This window comes from Actinosynnema sp. NPDC037264, assembly GCF_055603705.1.
The window spans coordinates 20,080-35,688 of record NZ_JBVJVK010000011.1 but is presented as its reverse complement, the minus strand read 5'-3'; the positions used below and the strand labels follow the sequence as shown (position 1 = coordinate 35,688).

Below are 15,609 nucleotides of genomic sequence, written 5' to 3'. Positions count from 1 at the left end.
GTCCGGGCGGCAGGACTCGGGGAGGACGGGCATGGCGGACGCGCCGGTGGCGGTCGTGACGGGCGGGAACCGGGGCATCGGGCTGGAGGTGTGCCGTCGGCTGGCCGCGCTCGGCCACGTCGTGGTGCTGACCGCGCGTGACGCGGGGAAGGCCAGGTCGGCGGCCGAACGGCTGGGCGTCGACCACTGCCGGCTGGACGTGACCGACGACGCGTCGGCGGCCGAACTGGCCGCGCACCTGACCACGCGGCACGGGCGGCTGGACGTGCTGGTGAACAACGCGGCCATCCACTACGACACCTGGCAGCGCGCGTCGTCGGCCGATCTGGGGGTCGTCCGGGAGGCCATGGAGACCAACTTCTACGGGCCGTGGCGGACCGTCCTGGCCCTGCTGCCACTGCTGCGGGCGGCCCGGCGGGCGCGGGTGGTGAACGTGTCGAGCGAGGCCGCGTCGTTGGCGTCGATGGGCGGCGGCACGCCGGCCTACGGCACGTCGAAGGCGGCGTTGAACGCGTTGACCTTGATGTTGGCGGCCGAACTGCCGGCGATGAAGGTCAACGCGGTGTGCCCGGGGTGGGTCGCGTCAGACCTGGGCGGCGCCGGCGGGCGGCCGGTCGAGCAGGGCGCGGCGAGCGTGGTGTGGGCGGCGACGTTGCCCGACGACGGGCCGACCGGCGGGTTCTTCCGCGACGGGAGGCGGATTCCCTGGTAGCGCGCCGGGGTATCCCGCCGCCATGAGATGGCGCATCGGTGTGGCGGCGGCGGCGCTGGTGGCGGTCGGGGTCCTGGTGGCGGCGGTGTTGGTGGTGCCCCGGTTGCTGACGGGCACGGACACGATCGACCGCAGCCAACCCGCGTTGCTGCAGTCGTTGCGGGACTTGAGCCAGTACCACGCCTCGGCGGGCGAGTTCCAGGTCGTGCTCGACCTCGAGCGCGACGTCCGGTACGTGCCGTCGGCGTTGGCCGGGCAGCGGACGCTGTTCGTGGCGGCCGGCACGGTGAACGCCTACGTCGACTTCGGCGGGTTGGCCGAGGACGCGCTGCGGGTGCCGCCGACGACCGCGTCCGGCGAGGCGCGCAAGGTCCAGCTGGCGTTGCCGAAGGCGGTGCTGGACAAGCCGAACCTGGACCAGCAGCGGTGCTACGTGTTCGCGCAGGAGCGCGGGCTGTTCGACCGGCTGGCCTCGCTCGTGGAGACGCAGGACCAGCAGCCGTTCTACGTGGCGGCCGAGCAGAAGATCTCCGACGCGGCGCGGGAGTCCGGGTTGGTGCAGCGGGCCGACGACAACACCCGCAAGATGCTGACCGGCATGTTCGGCGCGCTGGGGTACCAGGTCGAGTTCACGAGCCTGGACTGATCCCCCCGGGCAGCCAGGCCGCCATGGCGTCGAGGATCACGTCGAGCCCGAACGCGAACTCGTCGGCGAAGTCGTGGCCCGGTCGCAGGACGTGCTCGGTGGCCATCTCCACGAGGTACGGGTAGTCCTCCCGCGCGAGGTGCGCCAGGATGTCCTCGGTCACCTCGGTGGCGGAGTCGGGGCCGCTGAACGGGAGCGCGGCCTCCTGGACCGCGAACCCGTACACGTAGCTGTCCAGCAGGGCGTAGGCGTGGGCGGTCGTCGCGACCGGGAAGCCGGCGCGGCGCAGGGTGCCGATGGTCGCGTCGTGGTGCCGCAGCGTCGCCGGGCCGGGCGCCTTCCTCGACTCCAGCAGGCCGATCGCCCACGGGTGCCGCCGGAGCACGTCGCGCGCGGAGTTCGCCCGCTTGACCATCTCGTGCCGCCAGTCGCCGCCGGGCGTCGGCAGCTCCATCCGGCCGAAGACCACGTCCACGATGCCGTCGAGGATCTCGTCCTTGTTCGCCACGTGGTGGTACAGCGACATCGGCTTGACCCCGAGCGCGTCGGCGAGGGACCGCATGGTCAACCCCGCGATCCCGCCCGCGTCGGCGATGGCGACGGCGGCGCGCAGGACGCGTTCCCGGCTCAGTGGTGCGCCTTGCTTCGACAACCCGACCTCCGGCGGTGACAGCTCCGTACTTAGTACGGTACCGTCCGCCTTACTAAGTAAGGCTGAGCCCGCCGTCGAAGGGGAACCCCATGTCATCGAGAGCCATCGGCCGGACCGTGGGGACGCTGTTCCTCGTGGCGTTCGTCGCGTACGGCGGGGGCACCGCCCTGGTCGGCTCGGGTTCGAGCGCGCAGGTGGGCGCCGGGGCCCTGCTCATGCTGGCGAACTCCGCCGTCGTGGTCGGCATCGGCGTGCTGGCGTTCCCGGTGCTGCGCCCGCACAGCGAGCTCACCGCGCACGCGTACCTGGTCGGCCGGGCGGTCGAGGCGGCGCTGCTGGCCGTCGGCGTCGTGTTCGTGCTGCTGCCGGCGTCGGCCGGGGTGGGCGCGGCGGGCAACCACTACAGCTACCAGGTCGCGATGATGGCCGTGGGCGCGGTGGGCGTGCTGTTCTGCCGGGTCCTGCTCCGCGCCCGCCTGGTCCCCCGCGCCATCGCGGCGTGGGGCGTGGTCGGCTACGCCGTCTTCCTGCTGGGCGCGGTGCTCGAAGTCCTCGGCTACGGCGTCGGCGTGGCGCTCTCCGTGCCGGGCGGGCTGTTCGAGATCGCGCTGGGCGTGCTGCTGGTCGTCAAGGGGTTCGCCACTCCGGTGGCCTCGGACGAGAAGGCCCCGGCGTACGCTGCGTGACGATGAGGCGCAAGCTCCGGCCGCCGCTCGACCAGCGCCACGGCCTCGACCCGGCACGCCTGCGGTTCCCCGACGAGGGGCCGTGGGCGACCGTTCGCGATCACCTGGTCGAGCGGTTGCCCCGGGTCGCGCCGGAGCGGATCGACCTGATGCTCGCCGAAGGCCGCGTCTACGACCTCGCCGGGCCCATCGCGCCGGACGCCGCGTTCACGCCCGGCGGCGCGGTGTGGTTCCACCGCGACCTGCCCGACGAGGTGGCGGTGCCGTTCGAGGTCCGGGTCGTGCACCGCGACGACGCCATCCTCGTGGTCGACAAGCCGCACTTCCTGGCCACCATCCCGCGCGGCAAGCACGTGGTCGAGACCGCGCTCGTGCGGCTGCGCCGCGACCTCGGGCTGCCGCACCTGAGCCCGGCGCACCGGCTGGACCGCGTGACCGCCGGGCTGGTCATGTTCGTGGTCGAACCGACCTTGCGCGGCAAGTACCAGACCCTGTTCGCCGACCGCGCGGTGCGCAAGGAGTACGAGGCCATCGCGCCGCACGACCCGGCGTTGACGCTGCCGAGGACCGTCAGCAGCCGGATCGTGAAGGTCAAGGGCGTCATCACCGCGCAGGAGGTGCCCGGTCCGCCGAACGCCGAGACGCGGGTCGAGCTGGTCGAGCACCGCGACGGCTGGGGCCGGTACCGGCTCCTGCCCCGCACCGGCCGCACGCACCAGCTCCGCCTGCACATGGCGTCGCTCGGCGTGCCCATCCGCCACGACGACTTCTACCCCGTCCTGCGCGAGAAGCCCTTGGACGACTTCACCGACCCGTTGCAGTTGCTGGCGAAGGTGCTCGAGTTCACCGATCCGGTGACGGGCGAGCACCGTCGCTTCACCAGCGGCCTGCGGCTCGACCTCTAGTGCCGCGACCGGCGGCCTCCGTCGGGCGGTCCGCCGCGGCGAAGGGCGCCGGTCACGGCCCTAGCCGAGGTAGCCGAGCATCTGCGCGATCTGCGCGGTGCGGGAGTGGAAGATCCGCTCCGCCAGCTCCTTCGCCTGCGGGTTGACGCCGACCTCCTTCTCCAGCTTCGCCATCGCCACCGCGTTGTGCTGGTGGCCGATGAGCAGGTTCAGGAACGCCTTCTCGAAGTCGGCGGAACCGGTCGCGGCCACTTCGGCGATGGCCTCCGGGCTGGTCGAGTGGTCACCGCCGTGCCCGGCGTGCAGCTGCGGGTCCTGGCCCGCCGTCTCGGGCTGCTTCCAGTCCGCCAGCCACTGGGTCATCGAGTCCACTTCGGACAGCTGGGTGACCTCGATGGCCGCGGCCAGGGTCTTCACCTCCGCGCGCACGGGGCCGTCCTCGGCCAGCCGCACGATCTCCAGCCCGGCCTTGTGGTGCGGCACGGACATCTGCAGGAACATCACGTCGGTCTCGTTGAACTCGTTGCTCTCCACCACGGTCGGAGCGGGGGCCGGGGCCGCCGCGGGGGTGGAGCCGCAACCGGCCAGCACGAGCACACCGGCCACCAGGGCTGCGAGGCGTCGCAAGGTCGTCTCCTTCGCCGGACGGCCCGCCCGCGCCGTCACAGGGTCGGCGCGGACGGGCTGCGGTCACATCGGCTCCGCGTCAGGGGTTCAGAGCCGCTGCCACAGGGACGCGGTGTTCGGCGGCTCCCAGCCCACGAGGGACGTGTGGGCCTGGATGCAGCGGTAGCCCACCCCGCCGTACGTCACCTGCGAACCGACCGAGTAGGCGGTGTTGGCCGCCCACGTGCCGCCCGCGGGAGGTTGCGTCGTGGTCGTCGTCGGTCGTGTGGTCGTGGTCGGCGTGGTCGTGGTGGTCGGCGTGCCGCCACCGGAGCCGACCTGGAGGTCGACGCACGAGTAGAACGCCATGGGCGTGTCGGCGATGTTCCAGATGGCCAGCAGCTTGATCCGGCCGGTGCGACCGCCGAGGCTCACGTTGTGCGTCACGGTGGCCGCGGGCTGCCTGCCGCCGTCGTTGAACTCGGCGATCCGGGTGCCGCCGACGTAGTACTCCCACGTGCTGGTGGCGTGCCGGGCGGTGAGCGTCCAGTTGAACGTCACGCTGTTGCCCACCTGGGTGGTGGGCCAGGGCCGGCTGTCGTCGTTGAGCTGGGCGAACTGGCTCAACCCGGCGTGGCAGTTGCGCTGGCCCTTCGGACCTTCCACGCTCTGCGGTTCGTAGACGATGGGGCCGCAGTTGGAGATCCGGCCCTGCGCGCACATCGCTTGCCTGCTGGGCGGCGACGAGATGTAGCCGTGCGCGCTCGCCGTTCCCGCCGACATCACGACGAAGAACGGGGTGATGCCCACGGCGGCCAGTGCCACCGCGAGCTTGCGTTTCAGGCTCATGTGTCCAGCTCCTTCGGAGGAGACCCGGAGGGGGTCTCCAAGGCAGGGTCCATTTCCGCGGCGGCCGGAACACGCGACGGTGACGAACCGGGAACGGTGCGTCACACCCCGCGATGTGGTCTAGACCATAATCGTGAACGTCATCCGGGTCAAGGATCTGAACCGACTGGTCCAGCCACCCGTAGCCCTGACTGTGAACGCACATCCGGGTAGGCGCGCCACCGCGTTGGCCGCGGCCGTCGTCGCGGCGCTGACCGTGCCGGCGCCCGCCCTCGCGCAGCCGAACGCGTCCGACGCGCTGGCGACGTACGAGGAGCTGTCGCGCGAGGCCGAACGGCTGCACGAGGAGCACCTGAAGGCCCAGGACGACCTCAAGGCCAAGCAGGGCGAGCTGGACCGCGCCAACGCCGACCTCGCCGACTCCACGCGGCTCGGCGACCGGGCGAGAGCCGACCAGGAGGCCGTGCGCGGGCAGGTCGACCTGCTCACCGAGGCGTCGTTCGAGGGCGCGCGGTTCACCGGGCTGTCCGCGCTGCTGATCAGCGACTCGCAGCAGGACTTCCTGAACCGGATGAGCGCGCTCGGCGTGCTCGCCGCGGACAACGAGGAGGCGCTGGGCCGGCTGTCGGCCGCCGTCGACGACGCCGAACGGGCCACGGCCGGCGCGCAGGACGCGCAGCGACGCGCGGCCACCGCGGCCGGCGAGGCGGAACGACTGGTCGCCGACCTCGCGGGCCGCAAGACGGCGGTGGACCGGCAGGTCGCGGACGCGCGGGCGCAGTACCGGTCGCTCAGCGCGGCCGACAAGGCGGTGCTCGCGGCTCCCGGCGACACCTCGGACGTCGCCGTCCCGCCGGGAGCCGCCGGCGTGGCGCTGGACTTCGCCCTCGCCCAGCGCGGCGAGCGGTACGTGTTCGGCGCCAACGGACCCGACGCGTGGGACTGCTCCAGCCTCACGCAGGCCGCCTACCGCGAGGCGGGCGTGACGATCGGGCGCACCACCTACGTGCAGGCCACGGCGGGCAGGGCGGTGACGAGGGCGCAGGTCCGGGCGGGCGACCTGATCATCTACTACGCCGGCCAGTCGCACGTGGCGATGGCCGTGGACGGCGTGCGCGCGGTGCACGCGTCGACCGAGGGCGTGCCGGTGAAGATCGCCGACATCGACTCAATTGGTCCGATCAGTGTGATCCGACGCCTGGTTGGCTGACACTGGGCTGCATGGAGGAGCACAAGGTCATCGCGGACGACGGCCGCGTGTTGTGGGCTGTCGACTCGGGGCGTGCCGACTCGGGGCGAGTCGACTGGGGGCGAGGCGAGCCGCTCGTGCTGTGCCACGGCGGCCCCGGGCTGTGGGACGTGCTCGACGGGCTCGCCGCCCTGCTGGCCGACCGGGTGCGGGTGATCCGCTGGGACCAGCGCGGCGGTGGCCGGTCCGAGCGCGAGGGGCCGTACTCGACAGCCCGGACGCTCGCCGACCTCGACGCCGTCCGAGTCCACTTCGGACTGTCGAAGATGGCCCTGCTCGGCCACTCCTGGGGCGCGGACGTGGCGCTGCACTACGCGCTGGCCCACCCCGACCGGGTCACGTCGCTGGTCTACGTCTCCGGCACCGGGTTGGGCCGGCGGTGGCGCGAGGAGTACCGGCGCAACCTCGCCGAACGGCTCGGGCCGGACGTCCCGGGCCAGGCCGGGCGTGACGCGGCGGTCCGCCGGTGGACGGCGGACTTCGCCGACCCGGCCACGGCGCGGCAGCGGGCCGAGGAGTTGGCCACGCCGTGGTTCGGCGTGAACGAGGAGGCCAACGCCGCGTTGAACGCGGAATCCCGCGAGCGGGACGAGGAGGAGATGATCGCCCGCTGCCGCGACCTGCCCGTGCCGACGCTGATCGTGGACGGCGCGGCGGACGTGCGGCCCCGGTGGGCGGTGGACTCGCTGGCCGCCGCGCTGCCGGACGTGGCGCGGGTCGTGCTGCCCGGCGCGGGCCACCTGCCGTGGGTCGAGTCGCCGGGGTCGTTCGGGTGGGCCGTGCTCGCGCACCTGGACCGGTGATGCGGGACGGGGGCCGCCGCGCGACCCCCGTCACCACCTCAGCAGTACAGGTTGGCGCCCGCCGGCACGCCGAGGATGCCGACGAACCGCTGGTAGGCGTCGACCCGGCTCTGGACCTGCGCCGGGTTGCGCCCGCCGCACTCCAGCGACCCGTTGATGCTGCGGATCGTCTCGCCGAAGCCGTAGCCGTTGACCATCGCGTTGTGCGGGGTCATCGTGCCCGGGCCGGACTGCGTGTTCCAGTACCAGAGGGCGGTCTTCCAGGCCACCGAGGCGTCGTTCTGCACCAGCCACGGGTTGGTCAGCAGCGGCAGGCCGAGCGCGTCGCCCGCCGCCTTGTAGTTGAAGTTCCAGCTGAGCTGGATGGGACCGCGGCCGTAGTAGGCCGCCTGGCCGGCCGGGCAGCCGTAGGGCTGGCCCGCGTCGCAGTAGTGCGGGTAGTTCGCCTGGTTCTGCTCGACGATGTGCACCAGCCCGCCGGTCTCGTGGTTGGCGTTGGCCAGGAACGCCGCCGCCTCCTGCTTGCGGACGGTGTCCGAGCCGGTCTTGGCGAAACCGGGGTACGCGCCGAGCGCGGCCGTGAGCCCGGCGTAGGTGTAGAAGGGGTTCCGGTTCGGGAACATCTGCCGGAACTGCGCCTCGCTCACCACGAAGCCGCCCGGCGCGGGCGTGGTGGTCGTGGTGGTCGGGGTCGAGCCGCAGTTGTGGGGGTTCCAGTACCAGGTGCTGATGACCGGGTCGTAGCCCGGGTTGTCGTGCTCGGCGATGTAGTACTTGCCGTCGGTGTAGCGCACGATGCTGCCGGCGGTGTACCACTGGCCCTGCACCCACGCCGGGTAGTCGCAGGCGGGCGGCGGCGTCGTGCCACCGCCGCAGGCGCCCTGGTCGGCCCAGACCGCGGCCGAGCCCGGGGTCTCGTTCTGGGTCCACCACTTGGCCTGCCAGTTGTGCCCGGCGTGCGACGCCGTCATGCCGCCGGTGTAGACGGCCGACGGGGTCCAAGCGGACGCACAGGCGGCCGCGGCGGCGGTGTTGGCCACCACGACGGTCAGCGCCGCCCCGACCACGAAAGCGGCGATCGCCGCCACTACGCGGAATCTCGACACAAGATCACTCTTTTCCGTTCGAGCGCCCTCGGACGTGTGATGGGGGCCACTCAACCGGAAATGGTCTACACCAGTCAAGGGTGAACGCGAACTACTCGCACATTCTTGCCCCGCGTCATGGGAGCGCTCACACGAACGGCGCACCAGCGCCCGGGCAGCGGGTCACGCCTATCCCGTTCATCCACAAAGGACAGGGCTCGGTCGAGCACTCCGCTTGCGACCCGGCCCACACCGTGTCGCCCCAGCGATCTCCACCACGCCGGTGCGCGCCGAGCGGAACGCCCCGGCCTACCAGATCGACCGCGACGCCTGCGCCTGACACGCACTCGGACGCGGCACGCACCGCCCGTCCAGGTGAACCGGGGCGGCGAGTCGGGCGAACACGTAACATAACTGTGTTTTGTTTTCGCCCGATCGCCGCTCGACCAGGGTGTCCCGCGCTCGGAACACTGATCACATGCCGCACATCGAGCTGCACAACGACCTGCCCGGGATGGCCGGGCTGATGAACTACCGCCCCGAGACGGGCCGACCGCTCACCGAACTCACCGAGGTGATGCTGCGCGGCCCGAGCGACCTGTCCCGCGGCGAGCGCGAGCTGATCGCCGCGCACGTCTCCGAGTTGAACAAGTGCAAGTTCTGCGCGGGTTCCCACGGCGCCTTCGCCGCCGCCCAACTGCCCGAGGACTACGAGCACACGCCGAAGATGCTGGCGTTGCTGGACATCGCCACGGCGGTGACCGAGAGCGGGCGCGCGGTGACGGCCGAGTTGATCGCCAAGGCGAAGGAGCAGGGCGCCACGGACATCGAGGTGCACGACACCGTGCTGATCGCCGCGATGTTCTGCGCGGCCAACCGCTACGTCGACGGGTTGGCCACGTGGGCGCCCGATGACCCGGAGGCGTACCGGCAGATGGCCGAGCGCATCGTGCCCCACGGCTACGCCGCGATCATCGACCGCGGCTGAGCGGGAGTCAGCCGAGCCGCAGGCTCCGCGCCGCCACCTCCTCGGGTGACGGCCCGGCCAGGTCGGTGTGCTCCACGATCGCCGGCACGACCACGTCCCAGACACCCGGCGGCAACTCGTGGCCGCAGTCCTCCAGCAGCAGCAACCGCGCGCCGGGCACCTCCCGCGCCATCGCCTCGCCGTGCCCCGGCGGGGTCAGCGGGTCCACGTCGCCGTGCACCACCAGCGTCGGCGCCGAGATCGTGCCCAACCGGGCGCGCCACGACTCACCGCCGCCGGCCTGGAAGTGGTTGGCGCTCGACGCGATGTCCCGCGCCCGGTCGAACACGCGCCCCGCCGTCGCGCGCGCCGCGTCCAGGTCCACCGGACGCGGTCCGGCGTAGGGCCGGTCCGCCGTCGCCAGGTGCTCGACCACGGCGGCGCGGTCGGTCCACTCGGGCGCGGGTGGGGCGCCGGCGGCGAAGTGCGCCTGCAACGCGGGCGACATGGGCGGCAGGCCCGGCGCGTTCGGGCCCGCCGGGCTGGTGGCGATCAGCGTCAGCGACGCCACCCGGTCGGCGAAGTCGAGCGCGAGGAGCTGCGCGAGCCCACCGCCCATCGAGATGCCGACGACGTTCGCCCGCGCCACCGCCAGGGCGTCCAGCACGCCGACCGCGTCCGCCGCCAGGTCCGCGAACCCGTAGCCCGGCTCGCCCGGCGGGTAGGTCAGCGACCGACCGGTGTCGCGGTGGTCGTACCGGATGACGTAGCGCCCGCCGTCCGCCAGCCGCGCGCAGAACCCGTCGGCCCACGACAGCATCGACCCCGTCGCGCCGGCGATGAGCAGCACCGCCGGGTCCGCCGGCGCGCCGAAGGTCTCCACGCACAGGTCGACGCCGTTGGCCCGCAAGATCCTCTCGGTCATCACGCCACCGTAGCCCGTGCGACGAGCTCGGCCTGCCGGAACCGGTCTTCGGTGAACGGCATCGCGACCACCCGGTCCGCGCCCGCCTCCGCCAGCCGCCCGAAGTGGTCGCGGGCCCGTTCGACCGACCCGGTCACGAGCACCTCCCGCGCCTGCCCCTCGGTCAGCCCGTAGTCGGTCATCGACCGGATCCGGTGCTCCACCACGGACGCGGGCACGTCGCCCAGCGCCACGCTCACCCCGACCGTCACCCCGCACACCGGCCGCCCGTGCTCCCCGGCCAGCTCCCGCAACCGCGCCGTGCCCGACGACACCACGCGGAACGGCACGAACGCCGGGTACCAGTGGTCGCCGAACCGCGCCGCCCGCCGCAGCGCGGCGGTGCCGCCACCGCCGACGAGCACCGGCGGCATCGCCGCGCCCGGCGACAGCACGACGTCCGCGCCGTGCACCGACGCCGCCTCGCCCCGCACCAGGCCCGGCAGCACGGCCAGCGCCGCGTCCGCCCGCCGGCCGCGTTCCGCGAACGGCACGTCGACCGCGCGCCACGCCGCCTCGCCGTGCGCGTCGCCGCCGATGCCGACGCCGAGCAGCACCCGTTCCCCGGACAGGTGCTGCAGGGTGGCGACCTGCTTGGCCGCCCAGGCGACCGGCCGAAGCGGCAGGACCATCACGCCGAACCCCAGCTTGATCCGATTGGTGGTGGCGGCGACCGTCGCGAGCACCAACGTCGAGTCCAGGAACGGGTTCACCGGGATCAGGTGGTCGCCGTGCCACACCGACTCCAGCCCCAGCCCCTCGGCGTGCTGCGCGTGCTCCACCGCGTCGGTCCCGAAGCCCGGCAACGTGATCCCGACGTGCGTCATCGTGCCACCGCGACGGCAGCGCTCATCCCGTCGAACCCCGTCGAACGCATTACGCGCACCTCATCCCCGAAAAGCGACCGAAGTTGGCGCTCACACTGTGTGACCTCCAGCTAACTAGAGGTCAAATCGAGGGTTGTGAATGTAAGCCGAGTCACTCTAGAGTCCCTGGGAGCGCTCCCAGGGAGCGCTCCCAGAAGCGTCGTCAACCGTCAGAGCAGACGGAGGAGACCCAAGTCCATGAGATCGCTTCCTTCTCCCCGGTGGCGCCGCCAGGCCACCGCGGCCCTCGCACTAGTGGCGGTGAGCGGCGCGCTAGCGTCCGGAACGGCCTACGCGGCGGACTACGAACGGCTGGTCAACGGCACGTTCAGCAGCGGCTCGGCCGACCCGTGGTGGGCCAGCGCGGGCGTGTCGAACCGCGTCACGAACGGCGAGCTGTGCGCCACGGTCACCGGCGGCACGGTCAACCCGTGGGACTCGCTGATCGGCCAGAACGGCGTGCCGTTCGAGGCGGGCCAGTCCTACACGATGTCCTTCGACGCCTACGCCTCGGTCGCCCGGCCGGCGGCTGCGGCGGCCGGTGAGGGCGTGAGCCCCTACCGGACGATCGCGAAGCAGGACATCGCGCTGACCACCACGAAGCAGCGCTTCACCTTCACGTTCACCTCCACGCTGGACTTCCCCGACGCGGGCAATGGCCAGGTGACGTTCCACCTGGGCGCCGTGGCGGCCGACACGACGGTCTGCGTGGACAACGTCTCCCTCATCGGCGGCGTGAAGCCGCCGGGCGGCGACCCGGCCAACCCGGCGAAGAAGATCAACGTCAACCAGGTCGCCTACGTGCCGGGCCTGCCCAAGCACGCGACCCTGACCTCGGACGCGACCACCGCGCAGCCGTGGGCGTTGAAGAACTCCGCGGGCACGACGGTGGCCTCGGGCCAGACGACGCCGAAGGGCCTGGACGCCGAGTCCGGCGACTCCACGCACCTGATCGACTTCTCGTCGTTCGACACGGCGGGCACCGGCTACACGCTGACCGTCGGCACCGAGACCAGCTTCCCGTTCGACATCGCGACGGACGAGATCAAGAAGCTGCGGTACGACGCGCTGGCGTACTTCTACCACAACCGCAGCGGCATCCCGATCGAGGCGCAGTACGTGGGCGAGCAGTACGCGCGCCCCGCCGGCCACCTCAACGTCGCGCCGAACCAGGGTGACGACAACGTCCCCTGCCTCGCGACCATCACCTGCGGCTACACGCTCGACGTGCGCGGCGGCTGGTACGACGCGGGCGACCACGGCAAGTACGTCGTCAACGGCGGCATCTCCGCGTGGCAGGTGCTCAACACCTACGAGCGCGCGAAGCTGATCGGCGACGCGGCCGCGCTCGGCGACGGCAAGCTGAACATCCCGGAGAAGGCCAACGGGGTGCCGGACATCCTGGACGAGGCGCGCTGGGAGGTCGAGTTCCTGCTGAAGATGCAGGCGCCCGACGGCATGGTGCACCACAAGATCCACGACCAGAACTGGACCGGCCTGCCGCTGCTCCCCCACCAGGACCCGCAGGCCCGTCGCCTCTCCGCGACCAGCACGGCGGCGACGCTGAACACGGCCGCGGTGGCGGCGCAGGCGGCCCGCATCTGGAAGACGATCGACCCGGCGTTCTCGGCGAAGGCGCTCGCGGCGGCCACCAAGGCGTACGCGGCGGCGAAGGCGAACCCGAACAAGATCGCCGACCCGAACGACGGCACCGGCGGCGGCTCCTACAGCGACGCCACGCTGACCGACGAGTTCTACTGGGCCGCGGCGGAGATGTTCACCACCACCGGTGAGTCCTCCTACCGCAGCGACCTCACGTCGTCGACGCACTTCAAGGGCAAGAGCCTGACGGCGCGCGGCTTCGACTGGGGCTCCACCGGCCCGCTGGGCGACATCACGCTGGCGCTCGTGCCCAACGGCCTGCCCGCCTCGGACATCACCGCGATCAAGTCGGCGTTCACCACGGTCGCGGACGCCCACCTGTCGCAGATGTCGACCCAGGGCTACCCCGCGCCGTACCGCCCGACCGAGGGCTACGACTGGGGTTCCAACGGCCTCGTCGCGAACAACATCTCGGTGCTCGCGCTGGCGCACGACTTCACCGGCGCGGCCAAGTACCGCGCGGGCGTGTTCCAGGGCCTGAACTACCTGCTGGGCCGCAACCCGATGTCGTACTCGTACGTCTCGGGCTACGGCGAGCAGCCGGTGAAGAACGTGCACCACCGGCACTGGGCGAACCAGCTGGAGCCGACCCTGCCGACCGCGCCGCCCGGCGCGCTCTCGGGTGGCCCGAACAGCGCGTTGCAGGACCCGATCGCGGCGCGCCTGCTCACGGGCTGCAAGGCGCAGAAGTGCTTCGTGGACCACATCGAGGCGTACTCGGTGAACGAGGTCACGGTCAACTGGAACTCCGCGTTCGCGTGGATCGCCAGCTGGGCCGCGGAGAAGGTCACGACCGCCCCGCCGGTCGACACCACCGCGCCGTCGACCCCGGGCACCCCGGTGGCCTCCGACACCACCACGACGGGCACGAAGCTGACGTGGACGGCGTCCACCGACCCGGAGAGCGGCGTCAAGGAGTACGACGTCATCTCCGTCGAGGGTGACGCGCTGCGCGTCGTCGCCACGGTCACCTCGCCGACGGCGACGCTGACGGGCCTGCGGCCGGACACGGCCTACCAGTTCGCCGTCATCGCGAAGAACGGCGCGAACCTGCGCTCGGGCATGTCGCCGCAGGTGAGCGTGCGGACCAAGCCGGACGTGTCGGCCAACTACTGCAAGGTGGTCTGGCGCGCCTCGACCTGGTCCACGGGCATGTCGGTGAACATCACCGTGACGAACACCAGCCCGTCGGCGTGGACGTCGTGGAAGCTGGAGTTCACCATGCCGGGCAACCAGAAGATCACGCAGGGCTGGTCGGCCACGTGGGCCCAGTCGGGTCAGGCGGCGTCCGCGACGAACGTCGGGTGGAACGCCAACGTGCCGGTCGGCGGTTCGGTCAACGTCGGCTTCAACTCCTCGGGGTCGGGCACGACGACCCCGCCGACCGACTTCCGCGTGAACGGTAACCCCTGCACCGTGGGGTGATCCGACCAGAACGGGCGGTCCGGCACCACGGACCGACCGCATGACCGGTGGCGGGGTCCCCACGGACCCCGCCACCGGTTCGCTTTTCCCTGGGTGTCAGGAACCGCCGACGGCGTCGCGGGAACGGCGGTCCGCGGGCGGCGGGTCGACCACGACGTTGAGCACGGTCTTCAGCCGCTCCAGCGGTCCGCGCGGCGGCGGCGCGGCGACGCGTTCCCGCAGCAGCGGCACGCCGTCGCCCTCCAGCGCGTCGAGCCCCACCGCGCGGCCGCTCATCGCCAGCACCAGCGACTCGGCGTCCCCGCGCACCACCGCACCGCTGCCGGACGCCCAGCCGGTGTCCACGGCCTCCAGCCGCAGGCCCGCCAGCCGGGAGCCCATCGCGTACCCCGGCGACGGCTTGGCCGCCAGGTGCTGGAACGCCACCCACAGCCGGTCCTCCGGCATGTCGCGCTCGATGCCCAGCGGCAGGCGGACGTCGTAGTCGTGCAGCAGGATGTCGGCCAGCACGGGGTCGTAGCCCGACCGCGGGATGGTCGTCTTCGACGTCGACCACCGGCGCAGCCGCGCGGTGATCTCCGAGGTGGGCATCCGGGCCGCCTTGGCGGTGAGCTCCCGGTTGAGCCGGTCGAAGTCGGCCGCCATGGAGACGATGCCCCAGTACAGCTTGAGCTGGCCGAACTTCAGGTACGTGATCAGGTGGGCGCCGATGTCGTGCACGGTCCACCCCGCCGAGAGGCTGGGCGTGGCCAGTTGGCCCGCGTCCAGCCCGTCGAGGAGGTCCGCCATCCGACGCCGCTCTTCAACGAGCATGTCGTGGACCTTCATCCGTCCACGCTAGAGCGTCTATGGATCACACTGTTATTGCTTTCTTGCGGACTTCAGCGCCTCCAGGAACCGCTCCGGCGCGTCGCGCAGCACGTTGTGCCCGGCGGGCCACGCCTCGACGTGCCAGCCCGGGTCGTCGCGCAACCGTTCGTACGTGGTGGCCAGCGGGCTGTCCGGGAAGTCGGCCATGAACAGGTACCGCCGGTCGGTCACCCGGTCGACGGCGCCGGTGATCGACGCCCGTTGCAGCAGGGTGGCCAGCGGGTGGGCCGTGGCGCGCTCGTCGAAGATCGGCAGCGGCGCCATGGAGAACCCGTCCCCCGCCGCGCCCTCGACGTACCACTTGCGCCAGTCGCCGTGCACGATGTCGTACGCGGACTCGCCGTCACGCGGCACGAACGCGTCCACGTACACCAGGGTCGCGATCCGGTCGGGCACGCGGTCGGCGACGGTGGTGATCACCATGCCGCCGTAGCTGTGCCCGACGAGCACGACGTCACGCAGGTCGTGCCGCTCGACCAGGTCCAGCACCTCGGCCACGTGGTCGTCCAGGTTGACCCGACCGGTGCTCAACGTGACCGCGTGCACCTGGTGGCCCTCGGCCCGCAGCCGTTCGGAGATCGGGTCGTAGTACCACCCGCCGTGGCAGGCGCCGGGGATGAGCACGTAAGTCGTCATGGCCACCACGCTAGGAGCCCTTTAGG

16 protein-coding genes are annotated in these 15,609 nt (G+C 72.0%); 8 read left to right on the top strand and 8 right to left on the bottom strand.

Features of this window, described 5'->3' with window-relative positions; genetic code table 11:
* Positions 1-31 precede the first annotated feature (31 nt).
* Both ACZ7GX_RS15285 and ACZ7GX_RS15280 read left to right on the top strand, forming a co-directional pair.
* Positions 32-712, top strand: coding sequence for an SDR family NAD(P)-dependent oxidoreductase (locus tag ACZ7GX_RS15285; protein WP_498776921.1), 681 nt, complete (start codon positions 32-34; stop codon positions 710-712).
* Positions 713-734: 22 nt separating this feature from the next.
* The gene (locus tag ACZ7GX_RS15280) at positions 735-1,358 is read left to right on the top strand and encodes a DUF4230 domain-containing protein (RefSeq protein WP_498776919.1); all 624 of its coding nucleotides are present in this window, start codon (positions 735-737) and stop codon (positions 1,356-1,358) included.
* Here ACZ7GX_RS15280 and ACZ7GX_RS15275 read toward each other — a convergent pair.
* Positions 1,342-2,010, bottom strand: a complete 669-nt coding sequence (locus ACZ7GX_RS15275) for a TetR/AcrR family transcriptional regulator (protein WP_498776918.1) — start codon at positions 2,008-2,010, stop codon at positions 1,342-1,344. The two genes, ACZ7GX_RS15280 and ACZ7GX_RS15275, sit on opposite strands and share 17 nt — an antisense overlap.
* A gap of 89 nt (positions 2,011-2,099) precedes the next feature.
* On the opposite strand from ACZ7GX_RS15275, the gene ACZ7GX_RS15270 reads away from it, so the two are divergent.
* Together ACZ7GX_RS15270 and ACZ7GX_RS15265 are read left to right on the top strand one after the other, a co-directional pair.
* The gene (locus ACZ7GX_RS15270) at positions 2,100-2,696 is read left to right on the top strand and encodes a DUF4386 domain-containing protein (RefSeq protein ID WP_498776916.1); all 597 of its coding nucleotides are present in this window, start codon (positions 2,100-2,102) and stop codon (positions 2,694-2,696) included.
* 2 nt (positions 2,697-2,698) lie between these two features.
* A complete protein-coding gene (locus ACZ7GX_RS15265; RefSeq protein WP_498776914.1) occupies positions 2,699-3,601 on the top strand; it encodes an RluA family pseudouridine synthase in 903 nt (300 codons plus the stop codon).
* Positions 3,602-3,661: 60 nt separating this feature from the next.
* Here the strand turns inward: ACZ7GX_RS15265 and ACZ7GX_RS15260 are convergent, their stop codons facing one another.
* Entirely contained in the window at positions 3,662-4,228 is a 567-nt protein-coding gene (locus ACZ7GX_RS15260; protein ID WP_498776912.1) for a DUF305 domain-containing protein, read from the bottom strand.
* Positions 4,229-4,315: 87 nt separating this feature from the next.
* Positions 4,316-5,056 carry a lytic polysaccharide monooxygenase gene (locus tag ACZ7GX_RS15255; protein WP_498776910.1) on the bottom strand — a complete coding sequence of 247 codons (741 nt, stop codon included), beginning with the start codon at positions 5,054-5,056 and terminating at the stop codon, positions 4,316-4,318.
* Between the two features lie 193 nt (positions 5,057-5,249).
* Between ACZ7GX_RS15255 and ACZ7GX_RS15250 the strand changes: the two genes are divergently transcribed.
* Together ACZ7GX_RS15250 and ACZ7GX_RS15245 are read left to right on the top strand one after the other, a co-directional pair.
* Positions 5,250-6,266 carry a C40 family peptidase gene (locus tag ACZ7GX_RS15250; RefSeq protein ID WP_498776908.1) on the top strand — a complete coding sequence of 339 codons (1,017 nt, stop codon included), beginning with the start codon at positions 5,250-5,252 and terminating at the stop codon, positions 6,264-6,266.
* A gap of 11 nt (positions 6,267-6,277) precedes the next feature.
* Positions 6,278-7,108 (top strand): alpha/beta fold hydrolase, encoded by an 831-nt coding sequence (locus ACZ7GX_RS15245; protein WP_498776906.1) that lies wholly within the window; start codon positions 6,278-6,280, stop codon positions 7,106-7,108.
* A 38-nt stretch (positions 7,109-7,146) separates the two neighbouring features.
* On the opposite strand, the gene ACZ7GX_RS15240 is transcribed toward ACZ7GX_RS15245, so the two are convergent.
* The gene (locus tag ACZ7GX_RS15240) at positions 7,147-8,214 is read right to left on the bottom strand and encodes a glycoside hydrolase family 19 protein (protein WP_498776904.1); all 1,068 of its coding nucleotides are present in this window, start codon (positions 8,212-8,214) and stop codon (positions 7,147-7,149) included.
* 457 nt (positions 8,215-8,671) lie between these two features.
* Between ACZ7GX_RS15240 and ACZ7GX_RS15235 the strand changes: the two genes are divergently transcribed.
* Positions 8,672-9,181 (top strand): carboxymuconolactone decarboxylase family protein, encoded by a 510-nt coding sequence (locus ACZ7GX_RS15235; protein ID WP_498776902.1) that lies wholly within the window; start codon positions 8,672-8,674, stop codon positions 9,179-9,181.
* Between the two features lie 7 nt (positions 9,182-9,188).
* Here ACZ7GX_RS15235 and ACZ7GX_RS15230 read toward each other — a convergent pair whose 3' ends face one another.
* Together ACZ7GX_RS15230 and ACZ7GX_RS15225 are read right to left on the bottom strand one after the other, a co-directional pair.
* On the bottom strand, positions 9,189-10,085 hold the full coding sequence (locus tag ACZ7GX_RS15230; protein WP_498776900.1) for an alpha/beta fold hydrolase: 897 nt from the start codon (positions 10,083-10,085) through the stop codon (positions 9,189-9,191).
* The gene (locus tag ACZ7GX_RS15225) at positions 10,085-10,951 is read right to left on the bottom strand and encodes an LLM class flavin-dependent oxidoreductase (protein WP_498776898.1); all 867 of its coding nucleotides are present in this window, start codon (positions 10,949-10,951) and stop codon (positions 10,085-10,087) included. Before ACZ7GX_RS15225 ends, ACZ7GX_RS15230 begins: the two co-directional genes overlap by 1 nt.
* Positions 10,952-11,251: 300 nt before the next feature.
* Here ACZ7GX_RS15225 and ACZ7GX_RS15220 point away from each other — a divergent pair, with 300 nt between their 5' ends.
* Positions 11,252-14,077, top strand: coding sequence for a glycoside hydrolase family 9 protein (locus ACZ7GX_RS15220; RefSeq protein ID WP_498776896.1), 2,826 nt, complete (start codon positions 11,252-11,254; stop codon positions 14,075-14,077).
* 96 nt (positions 14,078-14,173) lie between these two features.
* On the opposite strand, the gene ACZ7GX_RS15215 is transcribed toward ACZ7GX_RS15220, so the two are convergent.
* The gene (locus ACZ7GX_RS15215) at positions 14,174-14,905 is read right to left on the bottom strand and encodes a maleylpyruvate isomerase family mycothiol-dependent enzyme (RefSeq protein ID WP_498776894.1); all 732 of its coding nucleotides are present in this window, start codon (positions 14,903-14,905) and stop codon (positions 14,174-14,176) included.
* 33 nt (positions 14,906-14,938) lie between these two features.
* The gene (locus ACZ7GX_RS15210) at positions 14,939-15,583 is read right to left on the bottom strand and encodes an alpha/beta fold hydrolase (protein ID WP_498776892.1); all 645 of its coding nucleotides are present in this window, start codon (positions 15,581-15,583) and stop codon (positions 14,939-14,941) included.
* Between the last annotated feature and the right edge of the window lie 26 nt (positions 15,584-15,609).

What these genes read in the sequence shown, in the direction of transcription:
- ACZ7GX_RS15285 (WP_498776921.1), top strand. Translation starts at nt 32, where the DNA reads ATGGCGGACGCGCCGGTGGCGGTCGTGACGGGCGGGAACCGGGGCATC.
- ACZ7GX_RS15280 (WP_498776919.1), top strand. Translation starts at nt 735, where the DNA reads ATGAGATGGCGCATCGGTGTGGCGGCGGCGGCGCTGGTGGCGGTCGGG.
- ACZ7GX_RS15270 (WP_498776916.1), top strand. Translation starts at nt 2,100, where the DNA reads ATGTCATCGAGAGCCATCGGCCGGACCGTGGGGACGCTGTTCCTCGTG.
- ACZ7GX_RS15265 (WP_498776914.1), top strand. Translation starts at nt 2,699, where the DNA reads ATGAGGCGCAAGCTCCGGCCGCCGCTCGACCAGCGCCACGGCCTCGAC.
- ACZ7GX_RS15255 (WP_498776910.1), bottom strand. Translation starts at nt 5,056, where the DNA reads ATGAGCCTGAAACGCAAGCTCGCGGTGGCACTGGCCGCCGTGGGCATC.
- ACZ7GX_RS15245 (WP_498776906.1), top strand. Translation starts at nt 6,278, where the DNA reads ATGGAGGAGCACAAGGTCATCGCGGACGACGGCCGCGTGTTGTGGGCT.
- ACZ7GX_RS15235 (WP_498776902.1), top strand. Translation starts at nt 8,672, where the DNA reads ATGCCGCACATCGAGCTGCACAACGACCTGCCCGGGATGGCCGGGCTG.
- ACZ7GX_RS15230 (WP_498776900.1), bottom strand. Translation starts at nt 10,085, where the DNA reads ATGACCGAGAGGATCTTGCGGGCCAACGGCGTCGACCTGTGCGTGGAG.
- ACZ7GX_RS15225 (WP_498776898.1), bottom strand. Translation starts at nt 10,951, where the DNA reads ATGACGCACGTCGGGATCACGTTGCCGGGCTTCGGGACCGACGCGGTG.
- ACZ7GX_RS15215 (WP_498776894.1), bottom strand. Translation starts at nt 14,905, where the DNA reads ATGAAGGTCCACGACATGCTCGTTGAAGAGCGGCGTCGGATGGCGGAC.
- ACZ7GX_RS15210 (WP_498776892.1), bottom strand. Translation starts at nt 15,583, where the DNA reads ATGACGACTTACGTGCTCATCCCCGGCGCCTGCCACGGCGGGTGGTAC.